Raw genomic sequence first — 25060 nt, forward strand, 5'->3', positions numbered from 1 at the left:
TCAGCGCGAGACCGGCGCGTGCCACAGCCCGAACAGCGCGTCGATCAGGTTGGTACCGACCTCGTCCCAAGTCGGTGCCTTCTCGGTGCGTTGGTCTGCCATGAGGCGCTCCTGGTCCGCGATCACGTGAATCATGAGCGTACGAGCCATTTCTCCGCGCGAAGCACGCACGTCGCTCGGGAGATCCGGTATACATCGACGCATTCCTGCCAAGGTTCGCTGCAACGCCGGCGAGGCGAGTGACTCGTCCTGCATGATGATGCGCAAATTCGGGTCGGTGAGGATCTGAGCACTGAAGCGCGCATACCACGTCGGATTGCCCAATTCCGCGAGGTGATCCGTGGAGGGACGCACCAAACAGGTCAGCCAATCACGTAGGTCTTTCGAAGCACCCCGCTCATCGAGATGCCGAATGCGAATGGCGTCCACCCTGGCCATATGTTTCTTCACGATGGCGTGTATCAAGTCTGCTTTGGTTCCGAAGTGGTATCCGACCGCCGCGTTGTTCCCCTGCCCCGCGGCCTCGCTGACCTGCCGGTTGGATACTGCGAAGACGCCGAGCTCGGCAAACAACCGCTCGGCTTCGGTCATGATCGCCTCACGAGTGTCCGAGGCGCGCGTTGAACGCATCTTGATATCGCTCACGAGGTCAGCCTACGGTCGGTTGGGCGTCGACCTGTCCACGGCGAGTCGACGCCGGCATCGGTTCGCGGACGTCTCGACCGGGCGCTTCGTACCGAGGCAGAAATAACGTCAGTACGAGGGCGAGGACTCCGGCGCCTGCTGCGACCGCCATGACGAGTCTGAATGCACTGTCCGAGGGAAGTGTCAGTCCACCTGCGGTGACAGTCATCTGAGCCAGAATGACACCCGCAAGAGCACTTGCGAACGATGTACCGAGAGATCGCATCAGTGTGTTCAAACTGATGGCCGCTCCCGTTTCCGACGTCGGAACCGCTGCCATGATCAATGCCGGCATCGCGCCGTATGCCATACCTGTGCCCGCTCCGATGATGCTCGTCATCAAGATCATCTGCCATACGGCGTTCATCATGAAGACACCGATCAGGTATCCCGCAGTGATGACCACAGCACCGCACAGCAGCGTGACCTTGGGGCCCACCGCTCGTGTGATCCCAGACGACAGCGGCGCTACCGCCATCATCACCAATCCCGATGGTGCCATGACCAGACCCGCTACGAGCATCGACTGACCGAGCCCGAACCCGGTGTCCCTGGGAAGTTGCAGAACTTGCGGGACCACCAGCGTCATGGCGAACATGGCAAATCCGAAAGCGATCGAAGCGAGATTGGTGAACAGCACCTGCTTGCGCACACTGATACGTAGATCCACCAATGGCCGTGCGACGCGCAGCTCCCACCAGCCGAATGTCACGAAGGCGGCAGCGGCGATGCCGAATGCTGCCAACGTCGAAATACTCGCCCACCCCCAACCACCACCCCTCGAGATACCCAGCAGCAGGGCGGCCAGACCAATGGACAACAAGAAGGCCCCCCCGAAATCGAAGGAGCCGCCGGTACGTACGTCGGATTCGGGTACGCACGTGACGACGAGCACGGCAGCGAGCAGACCGAGGGTCGCCGCCACCCAGAACAGATAGTGCCAATCCGTGTATTCCGCAATGATTGCCGAAGCGGGAAGGCCCAGCGCGCCACCCACACCCAGAGAGGCGCTCATGACGGCGATGGAACCCGGCAGTTTGCGGGCGGGGATCACATCGCGCATCACGCTGATTCCCAGGGGTATGACGCCCGCCGCGAGTCCTTGCAAGGCACGTCCGACGATCAACGGCACCACGCTGGTGCTCAGAGCACCCACAACAGAACCTGCGATCAACAACGCCAAGCTGACCAGCATCATGCGCCGCTTGCCGAACATGTCGCCGAGCCGCCCCATCGTGGGCACGGCAACGGCAGCAGCCAGCAACGTCGAAGTTATGACCCAGGCGGTATCCGCTGCCGGCGCGTTCAGCAGCGTCGGGAACTGCGGAATGAGTGGTACGACGAGCGTGTGCATGACAGCGACAACGATCCCGGCGAACGCCAAGACTGCCACTACGACGCCGGTGGTCGGCACCTCTGCGGTATCGACCGTCGCTGTAGGGGTTCCACTGCTCGAATCGGTCATCAAACGCTCCATGACTTCGGGTCGCGACATCGAATAAATCAATCGACTGACTTAATTGAAACATCGCGCGACACATTCATCAAGTGCACGTTCCCCGAACACCGGACATCGTTCGGTGTTGCAGGGACCGACTCTCGTAGCGTCGCAGACGAATACATCGATACAGGAGGACAGCACATGTCACTGCAGGGCAAAGTTGCCGTGGTTACCGGCGGCGCACGAGGCATCGGCAAAGCCATCGCCCTTCGATTGGCGGAGGACGGCGCGACAGTAATCGTGTGGGACCTCGACGAAGCCGGCGCCGAAAACGTTGCGACGTCGATCGTAGACAACGGCGGACAAGCGATGGCTGTCGGCGCGAATGCCGCAGACGCGGCCGCTATCGCTGCCGCCGGTGCACGCATCCGTGAAAACTTCGGTGCCGTCTCAATTTTGGTGAACAACGCCGGGATCAGCGCGTTCGATTCATTTTTGAGCATCACCGAAGAACTGTGGGACCGGGTGCAGGGAATCAATCTCAAGGGCCCGTTCCTCTGCAGCCAACAATTCCTCCCGGACATGCTCGACGGTGGCTGGGGGCGGGTTATCAACATCTCGTCGTCCTCGGCTCAGACCGGCGCACCCTGGATGACCCACTACGCCGCCTCCAAAGGTGGCGTGATCGGGTTTACCAAGTCGTTGGCAATGGAGTTCGCCGCCGAGGGCATCACCGTCAACCACGTCCCTCCGGGATTCGTGGACACACCGATGCTGCGCGACTCACCTGTCGACGTCGATCAGCACGCCTTGACGACGCCGATGAAGCGGGCTGGGCGCCCGGAGGACATCGCCGCAGCCGTGGCGTACCTCGCGTCGAACGATGCCGGCTACGTGACCGGTCAGACCATCAGCGTGAACGGTGGACGCTACCTGGTCTGATTCGGTCTCGGAGCCACGCGCGCGGGACCACCCCGTGACGCCATTTCGAGTAACCGGAAGAAACCTGTCACCGCATCCGGCATGTCTATCGCGGGGTCGAAGAGCCATTGAAGCTTGAGACCGTCCTGCAATGCCAGAAGCAAGGTGGCAAGCACGTCGGGCGCAATGTCCGAGACCATCGATCCCTGCCGCTGCATTCTGTCGAATGCAGCGGCAGTGATGGTATGTGCGTAGGCCTGGCGTCCGCGATGAAAGTCGTGATCGGGATGATCAGGCTCGGCCGCGACGGCGGCATTCCGAATGTACAGCGGGATGAGGCCGGGCACATCTCGGTGATGACGAATCACCCGCAAGAAAGATGCCGCAAGACTCGCTGGACTATCGCCGCTCCCGCGCGCCCGCGTAGCGAATCGATCGACGTCGAAAGCATCACTGCGCCTGAGTATCTCCGCGAACAGATCATCTTTCGTCCCGAAGTGGTGTAGCAGACCGGATCGACTCATACCGACCGCGTCGGCCAACTCACGCACAGTGGCGCCGCTGTAGCCGACCCGCGCAACGACCGTCAGCGCCACCGCAAGGATTTCCTCGCGCCGCGCTTCGCCATTGCGATATGGTCCCCGTTCAGCCACCACCCGAGCGTATCTGGGTCCCAGACGGCGCCGACAAGGGCATCAACCGAACGGTGAAGGCGTGAGCGTGTACTTCGTTTGCAGGTACTCGTGTATTCCTTCGGCGCCGCCCTCGCGCCCCAACCCGGACATCTTCCAACCACCGAAGGGCGCCGCGGCGTTGGACACGACACCTACGTTCAAGCCCATCATTCCGGTCTCGAGGCGCTCGATCATCCGTTGCCCGCGCGTGAAGTCTTCGGTGAAGACATAGGAAACGAGACCGTACTCGGTGTCGTTCGCCAAGCCGACCGCTTCGTCCTCGGTGTCGAACGGAGCGATGGCAAGAACGGGGCCGAAGATCTCGTCTCGGAGAATATCGCTCCCTGGGGCAATCTCGGTGAGAACCGTCGGTGCATAGAAGCTACCTACCCGGTCGATACGCTCACCACCGGTCACGACCACCGCGCCGCGAGAAACTGCGTCTGCCACCAACATATCGGTTTTCTTCACCGCGTCTTCGTCGATGAGTGGGCCGATTGTCACGTTGGGCTCGGTACCGCGCCCGACGACGAAGCCCTCGACTCTCGCAGTTACCCGCTCGACGAACTCACCCATCACGGAACGGTGCACGATGAAGCGGTTCGCTGCCGTGCACGCTTGACCGATATTGCGGAATTTCGCTGCAATTGCGCCTTCGACCGCTTTGTCCAAATCGGCGTCCTCGAAAACTATGAAGGGCGCGTTACCACCCAGTTCCATCGAGGTTCGTAGGACGTTCTCGGCCGCCTGCTGAAGTAAGCGCTGTCCCACTGGCGTCGAGCCGGTGAAAGACAGCTTTCGCAGACGCGCATCGGAAATAATGGGTGACGACAAGGCCGAGGACGACGACGTTGTCACGACGTTGACGACGCCGTCGGGTAGCCCAGCCTCGCGTAACAACTCCACCAGCATCAGCGTCGTCAACGGCGTAGCCGCCGCGGGCTTGACCACCATGGTGCATCCAGCCGCCAGCGCCGGGGCGATTTTCCGGGTTGCCATTGCCAATGGGAAGTTCCACGGCGTGATGAGGAAGCACGGGCCGACCGGGTGCTGCGACACGATCATCCGGCCCGTGTCTTCGGGATTCGGACCGTATCTGCCACTGATTCGAACGGCTTCCTCCCCGAACCAACGCAAGAATTCGCCGCCGTACACCACCTCTCCGCGCGCCTCGGCCAGGGGTTTGCCCATCTCGACGCTCATCAACAGCGCAAAGTCTTCTTTTTGCTCTTGCATCAGGTCGAACGCGCGCCTGAGTAGCTCGCCTCGTGCACGCGCGGGCGTCCGTGCCCAGGATTCGGCCGCGTCGACGGCTGCGTCGAGTGCCGCAATTCCGTCTTCCGGCGTCGCATCGGCGATCTCTTTGACGATCTCACCGGTCGCCGGATCACGAACGGCGAGGACAGCTTTCGAATTCGACGGACGCCAAGCACCCGAGATGAACAATCCGTCCGGAACGCCGGCCAGGACTTCTTCTACCGCGCGGATCATTGTCGCATCCTTCTTCACTCGGAACTGGTTTCGATCGGCGACTCGGTCAACGTGGCTGCGATGGCAGATGCGGAACGAGTGCAGGCTCTGGTTCGACGGCGAAAGAACGCAGAGCCATGGCCAACATGGCGTACGTACCCACGGTGAAGACGAGGTCGATCTGTCGCGTGTGACCGAAGTACTCCCCCAGTTCGGTCCACGTATCGGCCGATATCGCGCCGTCGAGGATCAAGTCGTCCACCGCCGTCAACATCACGCGTTCGACGTGAGACCAACCTTCTGCGTGCGGACCCTCGGCGACGCGAGCAGTCTCCTCGGCGGAGATGCCTACGTCTTTCGCAATCAGCGCATGCTGCGCCCATTCGTAATCACTGCGCCGCAGGTGAGCCACACGGAGGATGAGCAGCTCACGCTGACGAGTCGTCAGCGAATTCCCCGTCAACAACTGCGCATTGAACGTCAGATACGCCATTGCCAGCGCAGGGTGATTGGCCAGGGTGCCGACGATGTTCATCCCTGCCGTCCGACTCGCCTCGTCGTCCTGGGTCACGACGTTCGACCGGAGCCGAGCCACGAATTCGGACATTTCGTCCGGCCATTGGGACAAAGGCAATGCCGGGATGCGGGGGACCGAAGCACGGTCAGTAGATTCGGTCACTGACCGACGGAACTTCCGGTGATGGTCGATCGATGCATTCTGCGCGGCTCCTTGCGATCGAACTCGCAGGCGCGATGCAGCAGACCCGAGTTGTCCCACAGCACCATGTCACCAACGGCCCACGTGTGTCGGTAGACGCGATCAGGCGTTGTCGCACGGTCGACGAGTTCTTTCAGCAGTGCTCGCCCTTCTTCGACGTCCATCCCTACGATGTGCGACGCGGTCGCCCCCAATACCAAGGAACGACGTCCTGTGGAATGTGTCCACACCAAGGGGTGCTCTCGACCCGGACGGCGGGCGTTCCACTCCTCGATCTGTTCTGCTGTGGGGTTCTCGTACGAATGGCGCTGCACAGCTTCGAAACTGTGAATGACCCGTACGTTTTCGAACCGCTCTTTCTCGTCGTCGGTCAACGCGTCGTACGCCTCGTAGGTGCTCGCGAACTCGGTTTCGCCGCCCTTGTCTGCTACGACCCGAGCGCTCAGGACAGCCGTCTTGGCAGCGTGGTCATCGAGAAGCCCGTCGGTGTGCCAGAAGTCGTTGCTCTTCAGGTACGCGGCTGTCGGATTGGACGGACTGAAGCTGATCTCCATGACCTCTTCCGTTTCGTACGGAGGATGATCCTTGAAGTTGTTCAGTGGACCGAGCTTTCGGCAAAAGTCGACCTGACTCTGATCGTCGGCGTCGATCTTCCTGAACAACACGACACCGCGTTCTTCCAAAGCGTCGAGAACCGCGACGGCCAGACTGTCATCGTTACGAAGTTGGTCGGCTGTGACTCCGACGAACTCCACGCCCACTTTGTCGTTGAGCTTCTTGGTCGTGATTGTTTCCATTGCAGGTCTCCTGAAGGGGTTTCTCGGTTCACCGTGGCCGGCGCACCGGTGTTTGATCGTCGATCGGCGGCGGGGAATCAGCCGTGCCGTTTCACAGCCGCTACAGCTGGGGGAATGATCTCCCATTTCTATGCGATCGAACCGTCGTCCGATCGGGCTGATGAGCGGTCGTCAGCAACAAGAGTAATCCGAAACTACCCGAGCCGCAGCCGATGCTACTTACGAACCGGCAGAGCGTCGTAATACTATCGACCGGCGACCGGCAATGCCGCTGTAATGTGTCAGCTTGTTCGATTGTTATTTCCCGATGTCAGTCCCGTGATCGGGGCATCGCTGTCGATTCGCTCTTGCCGTAACAATGCAAGTCGCGTACGTGTGGGTGGGTCGGCCGGAATCGTCGGCAAAGACTGCCCGCGCCGCTCGGCCTCGTAATCGAGTCGCACGCGTGCTTTCGCCAAAGTATCTGCGCTGGGTCGAAGAACCTGTTTGGTGTCGAGGGCTGACGGGTGTTGCGGTAGCGCACGCTCGACCCGAAGAGTGACCAGTCCGCCTTCCAGGTCTGCCTGGCCGACGAAAGTGTGGAATCCAGCAAACGTCAGTGTTGCTGGGCCCGTTGTTTCCCAAGGCAGTCCTAGAGGCATTGACAACGAAAACCCCTCACGCGTCAGATCGACAGAACGCGCGCGCGCAGAAAGCGGGTACCCATCCGAGTCGAGAATCGAAAGATGCGCAGACGCTCCCCCGGTAAGCGCATCACGGGCAACGTCCAGCCAAGGACGAGTGGGCCACGCAGACCGTTTCATCACCCCCGAGGGTGCCGGATCGGAGGCCGGATACGACGTATCAGCCGGAGCCCGCCACACGTGCGGCGGACCGTCCAACGCAGCCTGGTTGTCCCACCAATAGATACGTTCCGGCTTGTTTTCGATGATGATGCGTGACCAGTACGTCACTGCCTTCCGCGCATCCGCCCACGTGATGCCATGACTGATCCCCTTGTAACCGGTCTCCTCGAGATAGCGAATGGCGTTCGCTTGAATGTCGCTGTCGCGTACCGCACCGCGCGCTCGCACGACGACTACCGGCTCGTCGGGTCCACCCTCGATCAGAAGACCCACCTTTGCGTTGCGACGGACACGCTCGGCCTTCGCGGGGTTGGGCAGACCCGTTGCCACATCGATCGTTGCCATGTCGTCGGACGGAAAGTAATAGGTCGGTGTGTCGATCGGCACACCTGCTCTCGACACAGTCGAAAACTCCGTCACGACTCCCGATTCGATGTGGCGGAAGACATGCGCTGGAAGGTCGTGCACACTGCTCACCGCTGGCCACCTTTCGACTGGCGCAAAATCAAGGACGCACTACAGGAACCCACTCGTAGGATTCACCTGCAGGCCCCATGGGAGAGTCGTACTCCTCCACGGCACAGATGGGGTTTGCGTGCGTTGCAAATAAATTCTTCTCGTCCGCGATCGTGTGCGGCAACCGATCAGGATCGCTGATAAGCCGCTGCGAGTGCTCGAAATCTTCCCGGGTGTTCCACCAAATCTCCATGATGCAGTCGTAACCGCTGTCATGCACTTGGCCTGTAACCGGATTTTCCAACGGCGTGAGATACCGCCGAACATATCGCACCGCATTCGGGATACTCGGCTTTCCGGTTCTCGCAGCAAGCTGTGAGTGTTGATTCTCGTAATAATCAAGGAATTGCTCCGAGGTCATATCGGAACGTTTCCGGAAAAAACAGATCTGTTTGAACAATGAAACCCGCTCCCTCGGAGCCAGCATGTTGTCACGTTCGGCCTCGCCGAGTTCGATGAGCCGAACTCGGCGAGGCCGAACGCGATAACTGTGTCGGACGGTCTGTTCGACCGCTGTCGTTCGGCTACCTAAACGGCTTTCTCGGTACTGGTGACCGTTGAGCGATGCATGCGACGCGGTTCGCTGCGGTCGAAGTCGCAAGCGCGATGCAGTAGACCCGAGTTGTCCCACAGAACCATGTCTCCCACCGACCACACGTGCTGGTACACCAAGCCCGGTGCCGTCGCGCGTTCGGTGAGCTGCTTCAGCAGAGCGCGGCCTTCTTCGTAGTCCATGCCCTCGATGTGAGATGCGGTCGCACCGATCACGAGGGACTTGCGGCCGTTCTCGTGCTGCCACACCAGCGGCCGATTGTATTCCGGACGCTGTCGCCATTCAGCGATCTGCTCCGGAGTGGGGTCCGGATACGAGTTTCGTTGCACGTTCTCGAAATTGTGGATGACGCGGAGATCCTCGAACTGTTCCTTCTCGCTGTCCGTCAAAGCGTCGTACGCGGCATAGCAACTGGCGAATTCAGTCTCCCCGCCCTTGTCAGCCACAGCGCGCGCGCTGAGCACGCCAGTCTTCGCCGGGTTCTCGTCGAGAAGCCCGTCCACGTGCCAGTAATCGTTACTTTTCAGGTGCTTGGCCAAAGGGTTCGACGGGTCGAAGCTGATTTCCATGACTTCGTCGACGCCGTATGGGGGCAGCATCGAAAAGTCGTTGAGAGGACCCAGCTTTCGACAGAACGCGACCTGCGTCTCGTCGTCCGCGTCGATTTTGCGAAACAGGACGACACCTTGCTTGTCGACCGCATCACGGACCTGTTCGGCGAGGTTGTCGTCCTCACGGAGCTGCTGAGCCGTGACTCCGACGAACTCGATACCGACCTTGTCACCGAGCTTCTTGGTTTCAATGGTTTCCATGGCACGTCTCCTATAGAGCGGGTTCGGTCCACCGTGGCTGGCGCACCGGTGATGACAGTCGATCTGTACGGTCAGGAATCGCCTTCTCCGTACCCGAGAACGCTCTTTACTTCGAGGTAGTCGAGGAAGCCGAAGTCGCCCCACTCTCTCCCGTTTCCGCTCTTCTTATAGCCGCCGAACGGCGCCGAGAAGTCGAACGCATCATTGATGACGACCGAGCCGGCTTGGATGCGACGCGCTACCGAACGCGCCTGCTCCACATCGGCCCCGGCAATGAACGCGGCCAATCCGTAGTCCGTGTCGTTGGCGATCTCGACTGCGTTGTCGATGTTGTCGTAGCCGATGATCGTCAAAACGGGTCCGAAAATTTCGGTGCGACCGATCGTCATGTCATTCTTGACGTCGGCGAACACGGTCGGCTTGACGTAGTAACCCTTTTCGAGACCGTCGGGACGACCCGGACCGCCTGCAACCAACGTCGCGCCTTCGTCGATCCCCTGCTGTAGGAGCGTTTGGATGGAGTCGAACTGGGACTTCGCAACGACAGGTCCGATTGCGAAATCGCCGTTGGGGTCACCCACGGTCACGTGCGCAGTCGCCTCGCGCGCGATCTCGGCGGCTTCGGCCATGCGACTGTGGGGGACCAGCATTCGAGACGGTGCACTGCACGTCTGACCCGAATTCATCATCATGCTCGCGACGCCCTTGCCGACATTCGCGGCGAAATCATCGTCGTCCAGAATGATGTTCGGGCCCTTGCCACCGAGTTCCTGCGTCACTCGCTTCACGCTGTGTGCCGCACGCGCCGCGACATCGACACCAGCCCGGGTCGAGCCGGTGAAGGAGATCATGTCGATGTCGGGATGTCCGGACAAGGCGGCGCCGACACCGGGCCCATCACCCTGCACGAGATTGAAGACACCGTCGGGTACACCCGCGCTGTCGAGGATTTCCGCGAAGATCTGGCCGCTGAACGGAGAGCGCTCCGACGGCTTGAGCACCATCGTGCACCCCGTTGCGAGTGCCGGAAACACCTTCACGGCGATAAGACTGATCGGCCAGTTCCACGGTGTGATGAGTCCACACACGCCGATCGGCTCCTGAACGATGAGCGATGCACCACGCTGTTCTTCGAAGCGGTAGTTCTCCAGTGCTTCGATAGCCGTGTTGAGGTGTCCCGCACCGAGGTTCACTTGGAATCCGCTTGCCAGGGCTTTGGGAGCCCCCATCTCTTCGGTCAAAGCTTCGGCGAGATCCGCGGTTCGCTTCTCGAACTCGGACAGGATCGCACGCAGAACGTCTGCTCGGCCGGCAACAGGAGTTGCAGCCCAACCCGGTAGAGCGCCGCGGGCGGCCGCTACTGCCCGGTCGACATCGGCGTCCGAACCCATCGCGACGATGCCGCACACTTCCTCGGTGGCAGGGTTGACGATGTCCATCGTCGCCGAGCCGGCAGGCTCGACCCACTGCCCACCGATGTAGAACTTCCGATATTCGCGCATCACCGCTCATCCCTCTCCATAGTCGTCTTCAGGACGCCGACCGGCATAGCCGTCTGGCGTGTCACTGCGAGCCCTCCGCGTACCAGGTGCGGAATTCGCCGTAGTTGGGCATTTCCTCCGAGTTCGCCTTCGGGTCGACAGCAACGTGGATGACGCCGGGCTTGCCGCTGGCGTACGCGCGCTTGATGGCGGGACCGATGTCGGCGTCCGTATCGACGTATTCGCCGTAGCAACCGAACCCTTCGGCGACCTTGTCGAGGCGGGTCTCTTGACTCCAGTGGACGCCGGTTTCTCGCGACCCCTGGCCGAAGGTGCGCTTGTACACGCCCACTTCGAGACCCCAGGCGTAATCCACAGCGACAACGCACACGAGAGGAAGATTGAAGCGAGCCGCCGTTTCGAGCTCGGCGATGTGGAACTGGAAAGAAGAATCTCCGGTGACGAGCATGATCGGGCGCTTGCCACCATCGGCGATGCCGGCGCCGACCGCGTAGGGAAGACCGGTACCGAGGTGACCGAAGTTCTGGTTCCACATGACATCGTGTGGCTTCGCCTGCGAGTAGGTCCACCCGAATACCGTCGTGGCTCCGCCGTCGCGAACCATGATGCCGTCGGCTGGGAATTCCTTGGTGGCTTCGACCACTATGCGAGCGGGATGCACAGGGGACATGCCGGCGGGAGCCGTCTCGGCGAGTTCCGCAAGCTGTCGCGCGTCTTCCCGAATCCAGGCCTCCAACTCGGGTGTTGCCGTGCGCGGCGAATCTTTCAGCGCCTCGACGAGCTGCGGGACGACCGCGCGAAGATCTCCGACCAGGGGAATGTCGATGGTGCGGTTGACACCGATGGCCTCGGGGTCCTGTTCGATGAGTAGCCACGTGCGGTTGGACTCGTTTTCGGCCCAGTGCCGCCCGCGCCCGTAGTGCGTGGGTTCTCCCAGTTCCGTGCCGATTGCCAAGCACAGGTCGGACTGCACGACAGCCTCGACAGCGGACTTGGAGAACCCGTACGGGAATGTGCGGTCCTCGAGGCCCTCGATGAACGAGGTGCCACCCGACGTCTGAATGACCGGGCATGCCATGAGTTCTGCCAATGCGCGGACGGACTCACCGGCGCGAGACGTGTGAACTCCGTGTCCGATCAAGAGAATAGGCTGCTTGGCAGCCTTAATCGCTTCGACGGCCTGCGCGACCCGGTCGGGCCCGGCCATCTGATTGGTGAGCCGATACGCGCTCGGCGGCAATGCAGCCGGCACGTCCAACTCTTCTTGAATGATGTGCTGCGGGTACTCGATGTAGACCGGGCCGGGGGTGCCCGACAGTGCCTTGCGCAAGCCCTCGCGGATGATCTCGTCCGTCTGATCAGCGTATTCGATGCTGGCGCTGTACTTCACGGACGGTTCGAACAGTTCGACCTGCTTGACGAACTGGATACGTCCGCGACGTACACGCTGCTCGGTGACGCGCCCGCGTTGTCCGCCCAGGAAGATGACCGGCGAATTCTCGACCTTGGCACACATCATCGCGCCGGCGAGGTTGGCGACGCCTGGTCCGAGCGTGCCGATACACACCGCTGCTTTTCCGGTCATGCGAGACACTGCTTCGGCCATGAAGCCCGCCGATTCCTCGTGGTGCGGTGCCACCACGTTCCACCCACGTTCCTCGGCCAGATGGAACATATGCACGAAGTTGGGATCGGGGATACCGAAAATCGTGTTGATACCCTCTGCCTCGAAGAGGTCGAGAATTCGTTCAAATACTTTGACTGACATGCTTGCTGCCCTCTCTGGCAATTGCGAAGCTTCGTTTGAGGTGTTCGCCGTATCCGGATACCGACGGCAAGACCCAGGGGTCGGTGGTGTCGCAGATCTCGTCGATCTGCTCCCCGACCGAATCGATGGACCATTCCGGCCGGTAGACGCCGCGTGTTTCGGCGACGTACGCCTTCGCCACACGGCCCGCGATGGATATGAGCGTCTCTCCGTTGACGGAGCATGATTCGTGCGCCAACCAGCCGACCACCGGGGCGGCGAGTTCCGGCCCCATCGGCGGGTAGGCCGAGGTGTCCAGCGCTGCAGCCAGCCGCGTCAATGCTGCGGGCACGATGACGTTGCACTTGACTCCGTGATCGGCACCCTCGACTGCGACTACACCTGCCAGGCCGATGATTCCGCCTTTCGAGGCGGCGTAGTTGGCGACGCGGTGGTTACCGTAGAAGCCCAGAATCGACGAAGTGAGCACGATGCGGCCGTATCCGGCGGCAGCCATGAGAGGGAACGCAGGGCGAACGACGTGGAATGCACCGCGGAGGTGCACGTCGAGTACAGCATCGAAGTCCTCGTGCGTCATGTCCGGCAGCAACCCGTAGCGATTGATACCGGCGTTGTGTACGAGAATGTCGATACGGCCGAAATGTTCGATGGCAGTGTCGACTATCGCCCGGCCTCCGTCGGCAGTGGCAACCGATTCGGTGCACGCGACGGCAGCACCGCCCGCCGCCTGAATTTCACGCACCACGTCGTCGGCCGGCCCATTGTCGAAATTGGTACCGTCGGGTCCGACACCCGGGTCGTTCACCACCACCTTCGCACCTTTGGCCGCCAAGAGAAGCGCGTAAGCGCGGCCGAGGCCACGACCCGCTCCCGTGATCACCGCCACCCGACCGTCGAATCTGGCTTGTCCCCCGCCGAAATCACCGAGGCTTTCGGTCGCTGAGCTACTTGTCATGTTCGTCCTAGATGAAGCAGGTTGTCCGAAATGGAGTACGTGGAGGGCCGGCCATCGGCAGTCGCCGACTCAGTCGCGCAGAGTCGGTTCGCCGGTTCCCATGTATTTGGCCAAGTTGTGGTGCAGGTTGACGACACTCTGCTCACGGTAAGGATTGGGCTTCGCGCCGCTGAAGCCCTTGCTCTTCATTCCCTTTTGGACGGCCGACATGTTGCTGAAGTCCTGTGGCAGCACGGTCAGCCATCCCGCGCCGTCCTCCGGCGTGTACTCCCACTTGGTCTCTGGCTCTTCACCTTCCGGGTAGAGCTCGTAGACTGCGGCCTCGAAGATGCACTTGTCGGGGTCGTCTCCGTAGGGTCGCGCGCTGTAGCTGATCATATTGTTCAGACCGTGCCCGATCTGGAAATTGGGGAAGATCTGCCAGGCGGTTCCGCTTTCTGCAACGATGGCCGGATCGATCTCCGGCCAGATCACGCCACGCGCAGCGTCGTCGCGCTTGGCCGACTCCAGCCAGTGCCGCAGGACCTGAGCCGGAGGCGTCCCCTCGGGCAGTTCCTCGACCAACCGATTCGCGGCATCGACCAAAGTCTTGGTGGTGCTCGTACCTGCGTTCGACCAGGTGAAGTTCTGCATTTCCTGCGTCGCGAGTCGGGGATCGGGCCCGCTGCCGATGCGAACCTTCGCCTGGTTTTCGTCCATCCCCTTCGGGGCCTCGAAGCCGATGTTGCTGTGAATGCCATGAGGCCTCGACCAGCCGAGGTAGACACCGAACGCCATGAACTCTGGGTGGGTGTACGGCACGTGATACGTCTCCGCGAAGGCTTCGAGCGCGACCTTCCAGTTGCAATCGACCACGAGCCACCTCCGCCAGCGAAACCGCTGCTTCTGAGTCTCGAAGTGGTCGAGCAACCTCGTGGCAGGAGCGAGATAGTCCGCCAGGGATTCGCAGTCGGGGTCGAGATTGATCCACACCCAACCGCCCCAGGTGTCGACCTTGACGTCGACGAGTTTGCTGTTCTCCTTGGTGAGGGTGTTCTTCCAGTCCACCCTCTGCGGCGCAACGGTATTCGTTCCGTCGAGGTTGTAGCGCCAGCCGTGGTATCCGCAGACGAACTGCTTGCAATTGCCCATTGCCTGCCGCTCGCCCTCGGGGGTATCGACCAATCGACGGCCTCGATGCGAACAAACGTTGTGGTACGCCCTCAGTCCCGTTTCTGTCCGAGCGATGATGAACGACTGATCTTGGATTTCGTACGTCAGGAAATCACCGACATTCGGAATATCCTCGATGCGACCCACCTGCTGCCACACTTTGGACCACAGGCGTTCGAACTCGGCCTTCGCGTAGTCGCGAGAAATGTAGGCCTCCACCGGAATCGTGAGAATCGGTGACGCGTCCTCGGTGGCGGTCGTCGCGGTTTCCTGCACGTTGTCGATGATGTCCGTCATGGTTCTTCCTTTCGAGCTGTTGTGTCAGTGTGAAATTGCCGCGCGGAACGACTCGTCTTTGAGGAACAGAGAGGTGTGGTCCGCACCCATATGGGTCCACTTCAGATTCAATCCGCCGTCCACCAAGAGCGTCTGACCTGTGATGTAGGTCGAAAGATCGGACAGCAGAAACAATATGGCGCCGGCTTGCTCCTCAGGGAGTCCACGGCGTCCCATCGCGATCGCACGGGAGTCGCGTTCCGGATCTTCTTCGATGAACGTGCGTGAAGCAGGCGTGGCAGTCACCCCGGGTGCAATCGCGTTGACGCGGACCCCATCGTGCGCCAGTTCCACTGCCATGGTGCGAGTGGCAGCAACCAAGGCGGCTTTTGCAGTGCCGTATGCGATGTGGAACGGCGCCGTGTTCATTCCCGAGATGGACGAGATAGACACGATCGATCCTGTATTGCCCTGTACTTTCAGTTCCGCTGCGATGGCCTGGCTCATGAAGAACATCGTTTCGAGGTTCTGGTTGAACAGCGCGCGCCAATCGTCGCGGCTGACCCTGGTGGCCGGCATCCAGGTGGAAGGCGCGGCGCCACCGGCAACATTGACCAGACCATGGAGCCGACCTTCCGTTCTGCGTACCACCTCGATGACAGCCGCGACGCCGTCGTCGGTCGACACGTCCGCGATGACGGGGACGACCGGAAGCCCATCCGCCTGCAGGGGGGAAATATTTGCGACCAGGTTCTCCTCCGACCGGCTCACGGCGATCACCGTCGCACCGGCCTCCGCGGTCATTCGCGTGACGGAGGTCCCGATGCCGCCGCCTGCAGCACCTGTCACCACGACGATTCGCCCGTCCAATTCGATCGGGTGTGCCATTACGCGTTCCCTCCTGTTGCAAGCAAATCTTTGCTCCTCCCGTGACTCGAGAACGTCGAACGCCGAAAACTCTCCGTACCCGTGAGGATCATGGAAGTGTCGCTGTCACACCCGGCTGCCTTGTATCGTGACGCGTGCCACAGCAGGTCCAGCATAACCACTGCGAGTCAAGCATTACAAGCATTGCTATCTTTACGATGATTGCAATCCGGCCACCATTTCCCCCAGCACCTCCTCGGTGTGCGCGCCCAGCCGAGGCGCCGGCCCGGCCACGCGCGCGGGAGTGCGGGAGAACCAGGTAGGCGGACCGGGGAATGAGACGGTGCCATTTTCCGTCTTCACCCGCTCGAAAAACCCAACGGCCTCGAGATGTGGGTTCTCGAACAACTCGTCCAACGTGCGAACCGGCGCACACGGAATGTCCAACGAACGAAGTAGATCCAGCCACTCCTGCGTCGTTCGTTTCGCGAACGTGTTCTCGAGGTGACCGTAGATGACGTCGGTGCACCGCGCCCGCTGCGCAAGGGTCGCGAAGCGCTCGTCCGCCCAGTTCGGCTGTACCGCATCGACGAACGTCGACCACTGCTTGTCGTTGTACACCAGCGCCGACAGGTAACCGTCCTTGGTGCGATACGGCTTTCGCTTCGGAGCGACCGCACGTGGGTAGACCGCCGGACCCACCGGCGGCTCGAACATCGCGCCGTTGGCGTGTTCGACCAACATGAACGCGGCCATCGTCTCGAACATCGCGACCTCGACCTCCTGTCCTTCCCCCGTCCGTTCTCGGTGGAAGAGCGCGGTGGTCGTGGCGTACAGGGCGGTCATTCCGGCGACCTTGTCGGCAATGATCGTCCCCACGTAGCCGACCTCACCCGTCAACTGCTCCTGCGCGAACGGCAGCCCGCACTCGGCCTGAATGGTGTCGTCGTATGCGGTCAGATTCGCATCTGGGCCACGGCGGCCGTACCCGTAACAGTTCGTGTAGACGATCGACGGGTTGATTACCGAAACGGCCTCGTAGTCGAACCCGAGCCGAGCTATCGCCGAACCGCGCATCGAGTGCACGAAAACGTCCGCGCCCACGATGAGTTCACGCAGCGTCGCTCGCCCCTCCTCCGAACGGAGGTCGAGGACGACACTGCGTTTGCCGCGATTGACGTTGACGAACACCCCGCTCATTCCCGGCTCCGGACCGACCGAGATGTATCTGGTGTTGTCTCCGGACGGCGCTTCGATTTTGACGACATCCGCGCCCATGTCAGCCATTATCTGGGTGCAGTAGGGCCCCATCACCATGGCAGTCAGATCGATGACGCGAACGCCGGACAACGGCCCTGTGTGCTTCATGTGTGTGAACCTCACTGCTGCGTGTCGATTGCTGTGCGCCTTCGAAACCGATCGGATTGCCCGCCGTAGTTCCCGGATGATGGAGACGGGAGAAGATCGCTGCGGGCCGGTTCGGCTGGCACGTTGTGGCGAATTCGCCGATTTCGACGCTATCAGATGAATCCTTGCAAGGATGGTGGTATGACTGGGTCGTGAAGAAATTCGACGGCACGATCGCCACGGTGCTCCAGGGCGCTCTCGAAACTCGTCCGAACAGTCCTGCTGTCGAGGCCGCGTCCGGCGTTTGGTCTTACCTAGACCTCGACGACCGAGCCCAGCGAGCAGCGGGAGCTCTACGTGCACTCGGTGTAGTTCCGGGTGATCGCGTGGCAGCGTGCCTGCCGAACGATCTCGACATCGTCGCTGCCTTCCACGGAACTCAACGTGTCGGTGCGATCTGGGTAGGTGTGGGCGAAGCTCTTCCACAGAACGAGCAGATGGAACTGATCGCTCTGTGCGAACCCGCTGTGGTGCTTGCCGGCCCGAAGTGTCGAATCGACACCCCCCGTACGGTGTCACTCGACAGGTGGCGCGCATTGCTGGAGAGTGCGGATCGGATACCGTCGGCACAGATGAATCCAGATTCGCCAGCCGGGATCGCTTTCACCAGTGGAACATCGGGGAGACCCAAAGCGATTGTTCACAGCCAACGCAATCTTCTCCTCCCCGGAGCAGCTCTTGTCGCGACCCGCGGTTGGGGCCCGGAACTCCGCAAGGGCGACAGCTTCCCCATGACCATTCTCAACCTCATGGTCCTGTCGACCCTGTTGACCGCGCAGGCGGGTGGGTGCGCCGTCATCATGGATCGCCGAGATCTCGACGGCGTGGCCGAATGGATCTCCTCGCGGCGCGTCACGGTCTGGAACGGCGCACCGGCTCAACTCCATGATTTGGCGCAGCGTCCGGACATCGACATCAGCTCCCTCGACGAAGTCTGGTGTGGCGGTAGCGACACTCCCGACAGTTTGCGCCGGTCCTTCGCCGAGGCGCACGGTCTGGTCCCCCGCGTCACATACGGACTCACCGAGGCGCCCACCGTCGTGTCGATCGACCCACCGGGTAGCGAGTGGCTTCCGGGGACCAGCGGCCGGGTTCTCCCGCAATACGACGTTGCGGCGTATGATTATTCGGGTGCACGACTGCCTGCCGGCGAACTCGGTGAACTGTGTCTGACCGGTGCGTCGACGGGTGAGTGGGCACAAACGTGGACACCGTTGCTCGGCTATTGGGAGAACGGCGTCGTCGTGCCTCCTCGTGATGGCATCGTCGCAACCGGTGACATCGGTACCGTGGACGCCGACGGTTGGCTACGCGTGCTGGACAGGAAGAAGTTGATCATCATCCGAGGTGGCGCAAACGTATACCCGCTGGAAGTCGAGAGGGTTCTCGCCGCACACCCGGACATCGTCAAGGTCGCTGTGTATCCCGTTCCGGACGACAGGCTCGGTCAACGAGTCGGTGCAGTCATCGAAAGCACCGAGCAGGACATCGATTTCGACGAGTTGACCCAGTTGTGCAGGCGCGACTTGTCGCCGTACAAGGTGCCCGAGTTCTGGACAGTGGTCGACACCCTTCCCGTCAATGCAATGGGCAAAGTTCGGCGCGCCGGGCTCTACGACTTCGTCGTCGAACAACGCTCCGACAGTAACTCGACCACCCTCACCGCACCGACGTCAGGCCGACCGGCATGAGCACCGAGAATCGGAACGCATCCGCACAGCGCATGTTCGACCTGTCGGGTCGCGTCGCAATAGTGACCGGTGCATCCTCGGGGCTGGGGGCAACCATCGCCGAGGAACTGGCAGCATTCGGCGCCGAGGTGGTTCTGGTGGCGCGACGCGTCGACAGGCTGAAGGCACTCGCAGAAAAAATCGGAGGACTGGCGGTCGCATGCGACCTGTCCGACCTCGAAGAAGTGGGCGCCATCGTCCCCACCGTCGTGGAAAAGTTGGGCCCGCCGGAGATTGTCGTCAACGCGGCCGGCAGCATGTTCACCGAAGAGCGCGCCGAATCCGAGCCACTCGACGCGTTGAGGCGCACTATGGACCTCAACTTGCTGGCTCCGTTTGTACTGGCGCAGAGCGCTTTTCCTCACATGAGGGACGCCGGCCGTGGAACGATCGTGAACATTTCGTCGATCAGTGGTCGGGTCGGGTTGCCCGGTATTCCCCAGGCGTCCTACGCGGCGAGCAAAGCAGGACTGTCAGGTCTCACGGTCGAGTTGGCGGTGCAGTGGGCACGGCACTCGATCCGAGTCAACACGGTCGCACCTGGATTTTTCAGAAGCGAAATCACCGGACCGCTGTACGAAAACGAGCGCTCCGCCGAATACCTACGCCGCAACACGCCTCTACCGAAAACCGGCACGGCCGAGGACATCGTCGGTGCTGTGCTGTGGCTGTGCAGTGACGCCGGTAGTTACGTCACCGGTCAAACACTCGTCGTGGACGGCGGTTGGACGGCACGCTGATCTGCCCGACGAATACGAGTGCGCGACCTGATCCGAGTTGGATCAGGTCGCGCACTCGTATGAAGTGAGGACCCGTGCGCTCAGCTTCGAGCGGGCACCGCGTCTTTCGACTCGGTCAGCACCAAGCCTGGCAGCTCACCCGAGTTGCGCCATTCGCGAAGCAAATCCTCGAGTAGGTAAAAGCCTGGCCAGTACGGGTCACCCAGATAGGTACGTAGCTGAGCTTCTCCCTCGTTGTAGTAATAACCGGGGGTGCACTCGCGCTGGAAATTGCTGTTGTCGAGTGCCGTGTCCTTCACAGTGGTGCACCATTCGTCCTGAGCGTCGAGCGTCGGCTCGACGGTCTCGGCCCCACGCGCCCGGGCTTCCTTGATGATGTACGCGATATGAACGGCCTGCTGCTCGAACATCGCTGTCGTGGTTGCAGTTACGCCGCCCTGGATGAAGCCGGTGAAGAACTGGTTGGGGAACCCGTGGCTCATCGTTCCGTGCAGTGTGCGATAACCCTTGCCCCAGTGGTCGTACAGCGAGAGCCGGTCGCGACCCACATATGGGTGGATGCCGAGGCGACGATCGAGATCGCTGGTGATCTCGAAGCCGCTGGCGAAGATGATGCAGTCCACTTCGTGCTCCACACCGTCCTCGACGACACCGTTCTCGGTGATGCGCTCGACGCCCTTCGTGTTCGACACATCGACCAGGGTGACGTTGGGACGGTTGAACGTTGGGAGGAAGCCGTCGTTGAACGCGGGGCGCTTGCACAGTGGGCGGTAGTACGGCTTCAGTTTCTCGGCCGTCGCGGGATCGGTGACAATCGCATCCACCCGGTCCCGTAGCCGCTGCCCCGACTCGTAGTCCTTGATCTCGCGGAGTTCCATGAACTTCTCGGGCGTCAAGTCCGCCCAGCCATCGTTGGCAGTCAAGTACGCCGAGAGATTGCGGTTGACCTCCGTCCAGCCGTCGCAGATCAGATCGTCCTGCCCCGGGGCGAAGGACTCGAAGGCTCCGGTGTGGAAGTTGCGACGCAACTCCTCCTGCCAGCCAGGCTTCAGCGATGCTGCCCATTCCGGGTCGGTGGCTACGTCGCCACGTTCGTAGATGGCCGACGGTGTCCGCTGGAAAACGGTCAGATGCTTGGCGGATTCTGCGAGGTACGGCACGACCTGAACGCCACTGGCGCCGGTGCCAATGATGGCGACGCGCTTGTCGGCCAACTTGTCCAGCCCGCCGTGCATGTCACCGCCGGTGTACTCGTAATCCCACCGCGCGGTGTGGAAAGTATGACCCTTGTAGTCGGTGATCCCCGGAATCCCAGGCAGTTTCGGACGGTTGTGGGACCCATGGCACATCACGACGTATCGCGCGCGGATCTCGTCGCCGCGGTTGGTGCGGATCAGCCAGCGCTTTGTCTCTTCTTCCCATTCCTGGGAGAGGATCAAGGTACTGAAGATCGCACCGTCGTAGAGTCCGAAGTGTTTCCCGATGCGCTGGCAGTGCTCGAACACCTCGTCGCCGTGCGAGTACTTTTCCTTCGGTACGTAGCCGACCTCCTCGACCAACGGAAGGTAGCAGTATGCGTCCGAGTCGAGCTGAATTCCGGGGTACCTGTTCCAATACCAGACGCCGCCGAAATCACCAGCATGGTCCATGACCCGAACGTCGTCGATGCCGGCTTCCTTGATGCGGGCCGCCGATACGAGACCGGACAGGCCACCGCCGAGTACGACGACCTCGATGTCCTTCTTGATCGGCAGACGCGGGACGACCGGGGTGTACGGATCTTCCTCGTAGTATTCGACGAATTCCTTGTCGGTTTCGACGTACTGCGCCTGCCCGTCGGGGCGGAGCCGCTTGTCACGTTCTGCGAGGTACTTGGCGCGAAGTGCGACGTGGTCGACCTCGGGTGTCTGTGTGGGACTGCAACTTGTCATGTAGGTCTCCTTGGTTTTGTGCTGTCGGTCGTGACGCGGGGGTGTTCACACGTCTTGCGGGTTTTGGCGGATTGCGAGAACGCTGCCCTCTGCGTCCGCCGATACGTAGACGACGCCGCCAGGACCGACAGCGAGGCCGGTGAACGGTCCCTGTGGCCCGAAAACGGGCGGTAGGCCGAGCAGTGGCTTGGGTGTGACGCCCTCGGGGGCACCCACGGGTAGGTTGCGCGCAAGAGTCTGCTGCTCTTTGCTCTCGAGGTCCACCCGGATCAGCGTCTTGGCTTCGACATCCACGATGTACAGCCAGCCTTCGTGCACGACGATTCCGTGAGGGGTACCGAGGCCGTCGATCACCGTGTCGACTCCCGAGCCACGGATTGCGGCGACCCGTCCGGCGCCGGCCTCGGATACCAGGCAGGTGCCGGACGGGGTGAAGGCAACACCCACGGGTTGACACAAACCCGTGGCGATTGCCGTCGCCCCACCGGTTTCGACGGAGTACACCTTGCCTGCGCCCATGTCGGCGACCGCAACAACACCGGACGATGACACCGCGACCCCGTAGAGCTGGTCGAACCCGTCGGCCAGGACTTCCGACTCGGCGAGCGCCGGCCGGTAGCGAGCCACCGCACCGTTACCGGTACACACGAACTCTCCGTCACCCGACACAGCCACCCCACGGACGTACGTCGGGTAGCCCGGGCTGAACAGTCTCCCCAGGTCTCGAAGTTCGCCGTCGGGAGTGCGCGCCACCAAGGCTGCGCCGTCGGCGATGTACACGGTGCCGTCGGGTCCGGCGGTGAGATCCAATGGCCAGGTCAGTCCGTCCGGCAGCGCCGTTCTTGTCTCTCCGCCGCCCAGTATCTCGGTGATCTGTCCCGTGATGTTGGAAACGAAGAGGCGATCTCCAACGAAGGTGAGGTTGTCGAGACCCGTTGTGAGACTGGCCAATACGGTGCGGTCGCCGTTTCGCGGGTTGATTCGCAACACCTCACCCGACGCAACCTGCGTGGACACTATGAAACCTTCGGAGTCGAACTTCACCGCATCGGGCACACCGAGGTCACCGACGACGCGTTGCGGTTCGCCACCCTCTGGGTCGATCCTCCAAATTTCGTTGGTACCCAACATCGGGTAGTACAGCAACCCGTCCGGACCGACCTCCATCGCGTTCGGCATCGGGAGGTTGTCCAGCAACACTCGGGGCGCACCGCCTGCAAGGTCGAGTTCCATCAACCGGCCACCGATGCGGCACTCGTTGACGAACAACCGTCCTTGATGGAAGGTAATTCCGTTCACTCCCGGAAGATCGTCACGCAGCGTGCGCGTGCCCCCGGCGGCTCCACGAACGCTCACGCGGCCGTTGTAATACTCGGTGACGTACATGTCGCCGGCTGGATCGAAGGCGACATCGTCGGGCGCGACGATGTCGCCGCCCATTGCACTGATGGTTTCCAGTTGTCCGGTCTCGACGTCGAATGCGCTTATCTGACTGCCTGCCACCTGTGCGACGTAGATACGGCCGTCGGCCCCGGTACGGATGCCGTTCGCTCCGAACAATCGACTGGGTGAGGTAAGGCGTTCGACACTCCAACCTTCGCCGACATCGATGGAATCGTTGTTCGTGTATCGGGCCAACTGCATAACGACCGCCCCTTCGCTTCGAGAGTGATTCGAATCAGATAGTTCGACGTCGACGACGCAGCCGCGTGAACTCGATTCCGCAGAAATCAGTGACGCAGACCACATGCCCTGACTGAGCCAACCATCAACAGCTAACGATTGCAAGTCTTGTTATCTTCATAAGGATGGATTACAACCGGTGTTCGGTCGAGCCCAGAAACGCAAGCGAGGGCTGAACGAGCGACAATGCCCGTCCAGCCCTCGCAGTGCGCCACACGTCAGTGCACATGCGGCGTCCGTTGATTCAGTGTGTTCTATCGGGCGGGAAGCACTACTCGTGCGGTACCGCGAGCAGACTCGTGTCCGTCCTGATTTACTGCATCGAGCTTGATTTCGACTGTGCGCGTTGCGGTGTCGACAGCAGTGATCTCACCATCGCACGTTACGAGCTCACCGAGCACGTTATGGCGCCTGACCTGAACGTCGAGATACTTCATGAATCCTGCATCACCCATCCAGTCGGTGATGACGTGACTCATCCACGACACGCGTTCCGGGCCGTAGTCGTAGGCCCCCGGAACGCCGACGCGGCGAGCCAGGTCGGGATCCCAGTGCACACGCTCCGGTGGCTCCGGCACGCCCCACTCGTTGGGTATCCCGAGAGCCGGGTGGCGATTGAAGAGATCGAATGCGTCGCCGTGGCCGCGCACGTACAGTCCACCCCAGCCCAGCAGGTAGGCGATTGCCGTTGTCGCGGTGTACGGCCCCTTGGTGAGCGCAGGCAGTTTGTCTCCGACCTTGACTTCGTCGATGTACAGCGGCTTGTCACCGCGCCTGCGTGCCTCTTCGTCGCGGTAACGCTGCGCGATCTCCTGAATCTGATCCGGCGTCCATTCCACGCGAATCTCTTCGTACTTCTTGTTCTCACGAGCATTGTCGCGCTCGATACGGAAGCAGTACGAGTGCCCCGTACACACAAGGTTGCCCTCGGGATCGTGGAACGGCACCTCATAAATCTGCTGCCAAGAACGACCGGCGAACTTGCTCGGCCGTTCGATCAGTTCCTTCAGGGTTGCGCTGCCCTTCAGCTTGTCACCGACCTGCAACGGACGTTCGAACTCGAACGTCGTGCCGGCGTACATCGCGTGAATGCCGGGCAGCCCTGTGACATAACCACTGAAGACCTTGTCCATCGCAAGAAGCGCCGATGGGGGTGCCAACTGCGGTTTTCCCTGCGATGCAGTGTATTCGGGTTCGGTCCACAGGGGATTCCGATCTCCGATACCAAAGGCGTAATGCCGGATCGCGTCGGAGGTGAGCTCCGTGATGTGCGGCCGATCGCTGCGGATCGGCTTCCCGATCATGTTCCTCAAAGCGGCCACTTGTTCGTCGTCGATACGCGCGAACTCGCGATCTGTTTCGAGTGTCGTGTCTGTCATGTAAGCCTCCTGATCTGTGACGTAAGCGGATTCGACGAGGGGATTTGGGTGCTCGGCCTGACGCGGCCGGGCTGACGTCGTGCGAATCGCTCGCGAACCCATCCCGTGTGCCAGGAGCGTCGCAGAATCAACATAGCACTAAAGTTGCAATCCTTGACATGATTGAACAAACACACTTAGCATCGAACATGAAATGGGTGTCCCACCGCGCGGTCGGGCTCGCTGACCAGCGCGGATGC

Annotated in this window: 21 protein-coding genes; 3 read left to right on the forward strand and 18 right to left on the reverse strand. The window is 61.4% G+C overall.

Going from position 1 to position 25060, the window contains the following annotated elements; translation table 11 throughout:
• Both D8W71_RS20980 and D8W71_RS20985 read right to left on the reverse strand, forming a co-directional pair.
• Positions 1-645 carry a TetR/AcrR family transcriptional regulator gene (locus tag D8W71_RS20980; protein WP_236077536.1) on the reverse strand — a complete coding sequence of 215 codons (645 nt, stop codon included), beginning with the start codon at positions 643-645 and terminating at the stop codon, positions 1-3.
• Positions 646-649: 4 nt separating this feature from the next.
• Entirely contained in the window at positions 650-2149 is a 1500-nt protein-coding gene (locus D8W71_RS20985) for an MFS transporter (RefSeq protein WP_121119687.1), read from the reverse strand.
• A 177-nt stretch (positions 2150-2326) separates the two neighbouring features.
• Between D8W71_RS20985 and D8W71_RS20990 the strand changes: the two genes are divergently transcribed.
• Complete coding sequence (locus D8W71_RS20990; RefSeq protein ID WP_121116236.1) at positions 2327-3067, forward strand: SDR family NAD(P)-dependent oxidoreductase; 741 nt, start codon at positions 2327-2329, stop codon at positions 3065-3067.
• Here D8W71_RS20990 and D8W71_RS20995 read toward each other — a convergent pair.
• The 13 genes from D8W71_RS20995 to D8W71_RS21055 all read right to left on the reverse strand — a co-directional run bounded on the left by D8W71_RS20995 (position 3055) and on the right by D8W71_RS21055 (position 17319).
• Positions 3055-3699 (reverse strand): TetR/AcrR family transcriptional regulator, encoded by a 645-nt coding sequence (locus D8W71_RS20995; protein WP_161965478.1) that lies wholly within the window; start codon positions 3697-3699, stop codon positions 3055-3057. The genes D8W71_RS20990 and D8W71_RS20995 overlap by 13 nt on opposite strands.
• Positions 3700-3741: 42 nt before the next feature.
• The gene (locus D8W71_RS21000; protein ID WP_121119691.1) at positions 3742-5211 is read right to left on the reverse strand and encodes an NAD-dependent succinate-semialdehyde dehydrogenase; all 1470 of its coding nucleotides are present in this window, start codon (positions 5209-5211) and stop codon (positions 3742-3744) included.
• 46 nt (positions 5212-5257) lie between these two features.
• Complete coding sequence (locus D8W71_RS21005; RefSeq protein WP_236077537.1) at positions 5258-5869, reverse strand: carboxymuconolactone decarboxylase family protein; 612 nt, start codon at positions 5867-5869, stop codon at positions 5258-5260.
• A complete protein-coding gene (locus tag D8W71_RS21010) occupies positions 5866-6705 on the reverse strand; it encodes a TauD/TfdA dioxygenase family protein (RefSeq protein ID WP_121116240.1) in 840 nt (279 codons plus the stop codon). Before D8W71_RS21010 ends, D8W71_RS21005 begins: the two co-directional genes overlap by 4 nt.
• A gap of 281 nt (positions 6706-6986) precedes the next feature.
• On the reverse strand, positions 6987-8027 hold the full coding sequence (locus tag D8W71_RS21015; protein WP_121116242.1) for a hemerythrin HHE cation-binding protein: 1041 nt from the start codon (positions 8025-8027) through the stop codon (positions 6987-6989).
• Positions 8028-8055: 28 nt separating this feature from the next.
• Positions 8056-8427, reverse strand: a complete 372-nt coding sequence (locus tag D8W71_RS21020) for an EthD domain-containing protein (protein ID WP_201265152.1) — start codon at positions 8425-8427, stop codon at positions 8056-8058.
• A 167-nt stretch (positions 8428-8594) separates the two neighbouring features.
• Entirely contained in the window at positions 8595-9431 is an 837-nt protein-coding gene (locus D8W71_RS21025) for a TauD/TfdA dioxygenase family protein (RefSeq protein ID WP_121116244.1), read from the reverse strand.
• A 71-nt stretch (positions 9432-9502) separates the two neighbouring features.
• Positions 9503-10933 (reverse strand): aldehyde dehydrogenase family protein, encoded by a 1431-nt coding sequence (locus D8W71_RS21030; protein ID WP_121116246.1) that lies wholly within the window; start codon positions 10931-10933, stop codon positions 9503-9505.
• 61 nt (positions 10934-10994) lie between these two features.
• The gene (locus D8W71_RS21035; protein ID WP_121116248.1) at positions 10995-12701 is read right to left on the reverse strand and encodes a thiamine pyrophosphate-binding protein; all 1707 of its coding nucleotides are present in this window, start codon (positions 12699-12701) and stop codon (positions 10995-10997) included.
• Positions 12682-13656, reverse strand: coding sequence for an SDR family NAD(P)-dependent oxidoreductase (locus tag D8W71_RS21040; RefSeq protein WP_121116250.1), 975 nt, complete (start codon positions 13654-13656; stop codon positions 12682-12684). The genes D8W71_RS21035 and D8W71_RS21040 overlap by 20 nt, the downstream gene beginning before the upstream one ends.
• 69 nt (positions 13657-13725) lie before the next feature.
• Positions 13726-15105 (reverse strand): aromatic ring-hydroxylating oxygenase subunit alpha, encoded by a 1380-nt coding sequence (locus tag D8W71_RS21045; RefSeq protein WP_121116252.1) that lies wholly within the window; start codon positions 15103-15105, stop codon positions 13726-13728.
• Between the two features lie 24 nt (positions 15106-15129).
• Positions 15130-15972, reverse strand: a complete 843-nt coding sequence (locus tag D8W71_RS21050) for an SDR family NAD(P)-dependent oxidoreductase (protein ID WP_121116254.1) — start codon at positions 15970-15972, stop codon at positions 15130-15132.
• A gap of 192 nt (positions 15973-16164) precedes the next feature.
• Complete coding sequence (locus D8W71_RS21055) at positions 16165-17319, reverse strand: CaiB/BaiF CoA transferase family protein (RefSeq protein ID WP_121116256.1); 1155 nt, start codon at positions 17317-17319, stop codon at positions 16165-16167.
• A 191-nt stretch (positions 17320-17510) separates the two neighbouring features.
• Between D8W71_RS21055 and D8W71_RS21060 the strand changes: the two genes are divergently transcribed.
• Both D8W71_RS21060 and D8W71_RS21065 read left to right on the forward strand, forming a co-directional pair.
• On the forward strand, positions 17511-19049 hold the full coding sequence (locus D8W71_RS21060) for a class I adenylate-forming enzyme family protein (protein ID WP_236077538.1): 1539 nt from the start codon (positions 17511-17513) through the stop codon (positions 19047-19049).
• On the forward strand, positions 19046-19828 hold the full coding sequence (locus D8W71_RS21065; RefSeq protein WP_121116258.1) for an SDR family NAD(P)-dependent oxidoreductase: 783 nt from the start codon (positions 19046-19048) through the stop codon (positions 19826-19828). Before D8W71_RS21060 ends, D8W71_RS21065 begins: the two co-directional genes overlap by 4 nt.
• An 80-nt stretch (positions 19829-19908) precedes the next feature.
• Here the strand turns inward: D8W71_RS21065 and D8W71_RS21070 are convergent, their stop codons facing one another.
• The 3 genes from D8W71_RS21070 to D8W71_RS21080 all read right to left on the reverse strand — a co-directional run bounded on the left by D8W71_RS21070 (position 19909) and on the right by D8W71_RS21080 (position 24821).
• Positions 19909-21759 carry a flavin-containing monooxygenase gene (locus D8W71_RS21070; protein ID WP_121116260.1) on the reverse strand — a complete coding sequence of 617 codons (1851 nt, stop codon included), beginning with the start codon at positions 21757-21759 and terminating at the stop codon, positions 19909-19911.
• Positions 21760-21804: 45 nt separating this feature from the next.
• Positions 21805-23403 carry a Vgb family protein gene (locus D8W71_RS21075; RefSeq protein ID WP_121116262.1) on the reverse strand — a complete coding sequence of 533 codons (1599 nt, stop codon included), beginning with the start codon at positions 23401-23403 and terminating at the stop codon, positions 21805-21807.
• A 293-nt stretch (positions 23404-23696) separates the two neighbouring features.
• Complete coding sequence (locus tag D8W71_RS21080) at positions 23697-24821, reverse strand: FAS1-like dehydratase domain-containing protein (protein ID WP_161965479.1); 1125 nt, start codon at positions 24819-24821, stop codon at positions 23697-23699.
• Between the last annotated feature and the right edge of the window lie 239 nt (positions 24822-25060).

Origin of the sequence: Rhodococcus sp. P1Y, assembly GCF_003641205.1 — a bacterium.
Classification (GTDB): domain Bacteria; phylum Actinomycetota; class Actinomycetes; order Mycobacteriales; family Mycobacteriaceae; genus Rhodococcoides.

Bases quoted from the DNA above. Each gene is read 5' to 3' on its own strand.
- D8W71_RS20985 (WP_121119687.1), bottom strand. From the start codon at position 2,149: ATGACCGATTCGAGCAGTGGAACCCCTACAGCGACGGTCGATACCGCA.
- D8W71_RS20990 (WP_121116236.1), top strand. From the start codon at position 2,327: ATGTCACTGCAGGGCAAAGTTGCCGTGGTTACCGGCGGCGCACGAGGC.
- D8W71_RS21000 (WP_121119691.1), bottom strand. From the start codon at position 5,211: ATGATCCGCGCGGTAGAAGAAGTCCTGGCCGGCGTTCCGGACGGATTG.
- D8W71_RS21010 (WP_121116240.1), bottom strand. From the start codon at position 6,705: ATGGAAACAATCACGACCAAGAAGCTCAACGACAAAGTGGGCGTGGAG.
- D8W71_RS21020 (WP_201265152.1), bottom strand. From the start codon at position 8,427: ATGACCTCGGAGCAATTCCTTGATTATTACGAGAATCAACACTCACAG.
- D8W71_RS21025 (WP_121116244.1), bottom strand. From the start codon at position 9,431: ATGGAAACCATTGAAACCAAGAAGCTCGGTGACAAGGTCGGTATCGAG.
- D8W71_RS21030 (WP_121116246.1), bottom strand. From the start codon at position 10,933: ATGCGCGAATATCGGAAGTTCTACATCGGTGGGCAGTGGGTCGAGCCT.
- D8W71_RS21035 (WP_121116248.1), bottom strand. From the start codon at position 12,701: ATGTCAGTCAAAGTATTTGAACGAATTCTCGACCTCTTCGAGGCAGAG.
- D8W71_RS21040 (WP_121116250.1), bottom strand. From the start codon at position 13,656: ATGACAAGTAGCTCAGCGACCGAAAGCCTCGGTGATTTCGGCGGGGGA.
- D8W71_RS21045 (WP_121116252.1), bottom strand. From the start codon at position 15,105: ATGACGGACATCATCGACAACGTGCAGGAAACCGCGACGACCGCCACC.
- D8W71_RS21050 (WP_121116254.1), bottom strand. From the start codon at position 15,972: ATGGCACACCCGATCGAATTGGACGGGCGAATCGTCGTGGTGACAGGT.
- D8W71_RS21055 (WP_121116256.1), bottom strand. From the start codon at position 17,319: ATGAAGCACACAGGGCCGTTGTCCGGCGTTCGCGTCATCGATCTGACT.
- D8W71_RS21065 (WP_121116258.1), top strand. From the start codon at position 19,046: ATGAGCACCGAGAATCGGAACGCATCCGCACAGCGCATGTTCGACCTG.
- D8W71_RS21070 (WP_121116260.1), bottom strand. From the start codon at position 21,759: ATGACAAGTTGCAGTCCCACACAGACACCCGAGGTCGACCACGTCGCA.
- D8W71_RS21075 (WP_121116262.1), bottom strand. From the start codon at position 23,403: ATGCAGTTGGCCCGATACACGAACAACGATTCCATCGATGTCGGCGAA.
- D8W71_RS21080 (WP_161965479.1), bottom strand. From the start codon at position 24,821: ATGACAGACACGACACTCGAAACAGATCGCGAGTTCGCGCGTATCGAC.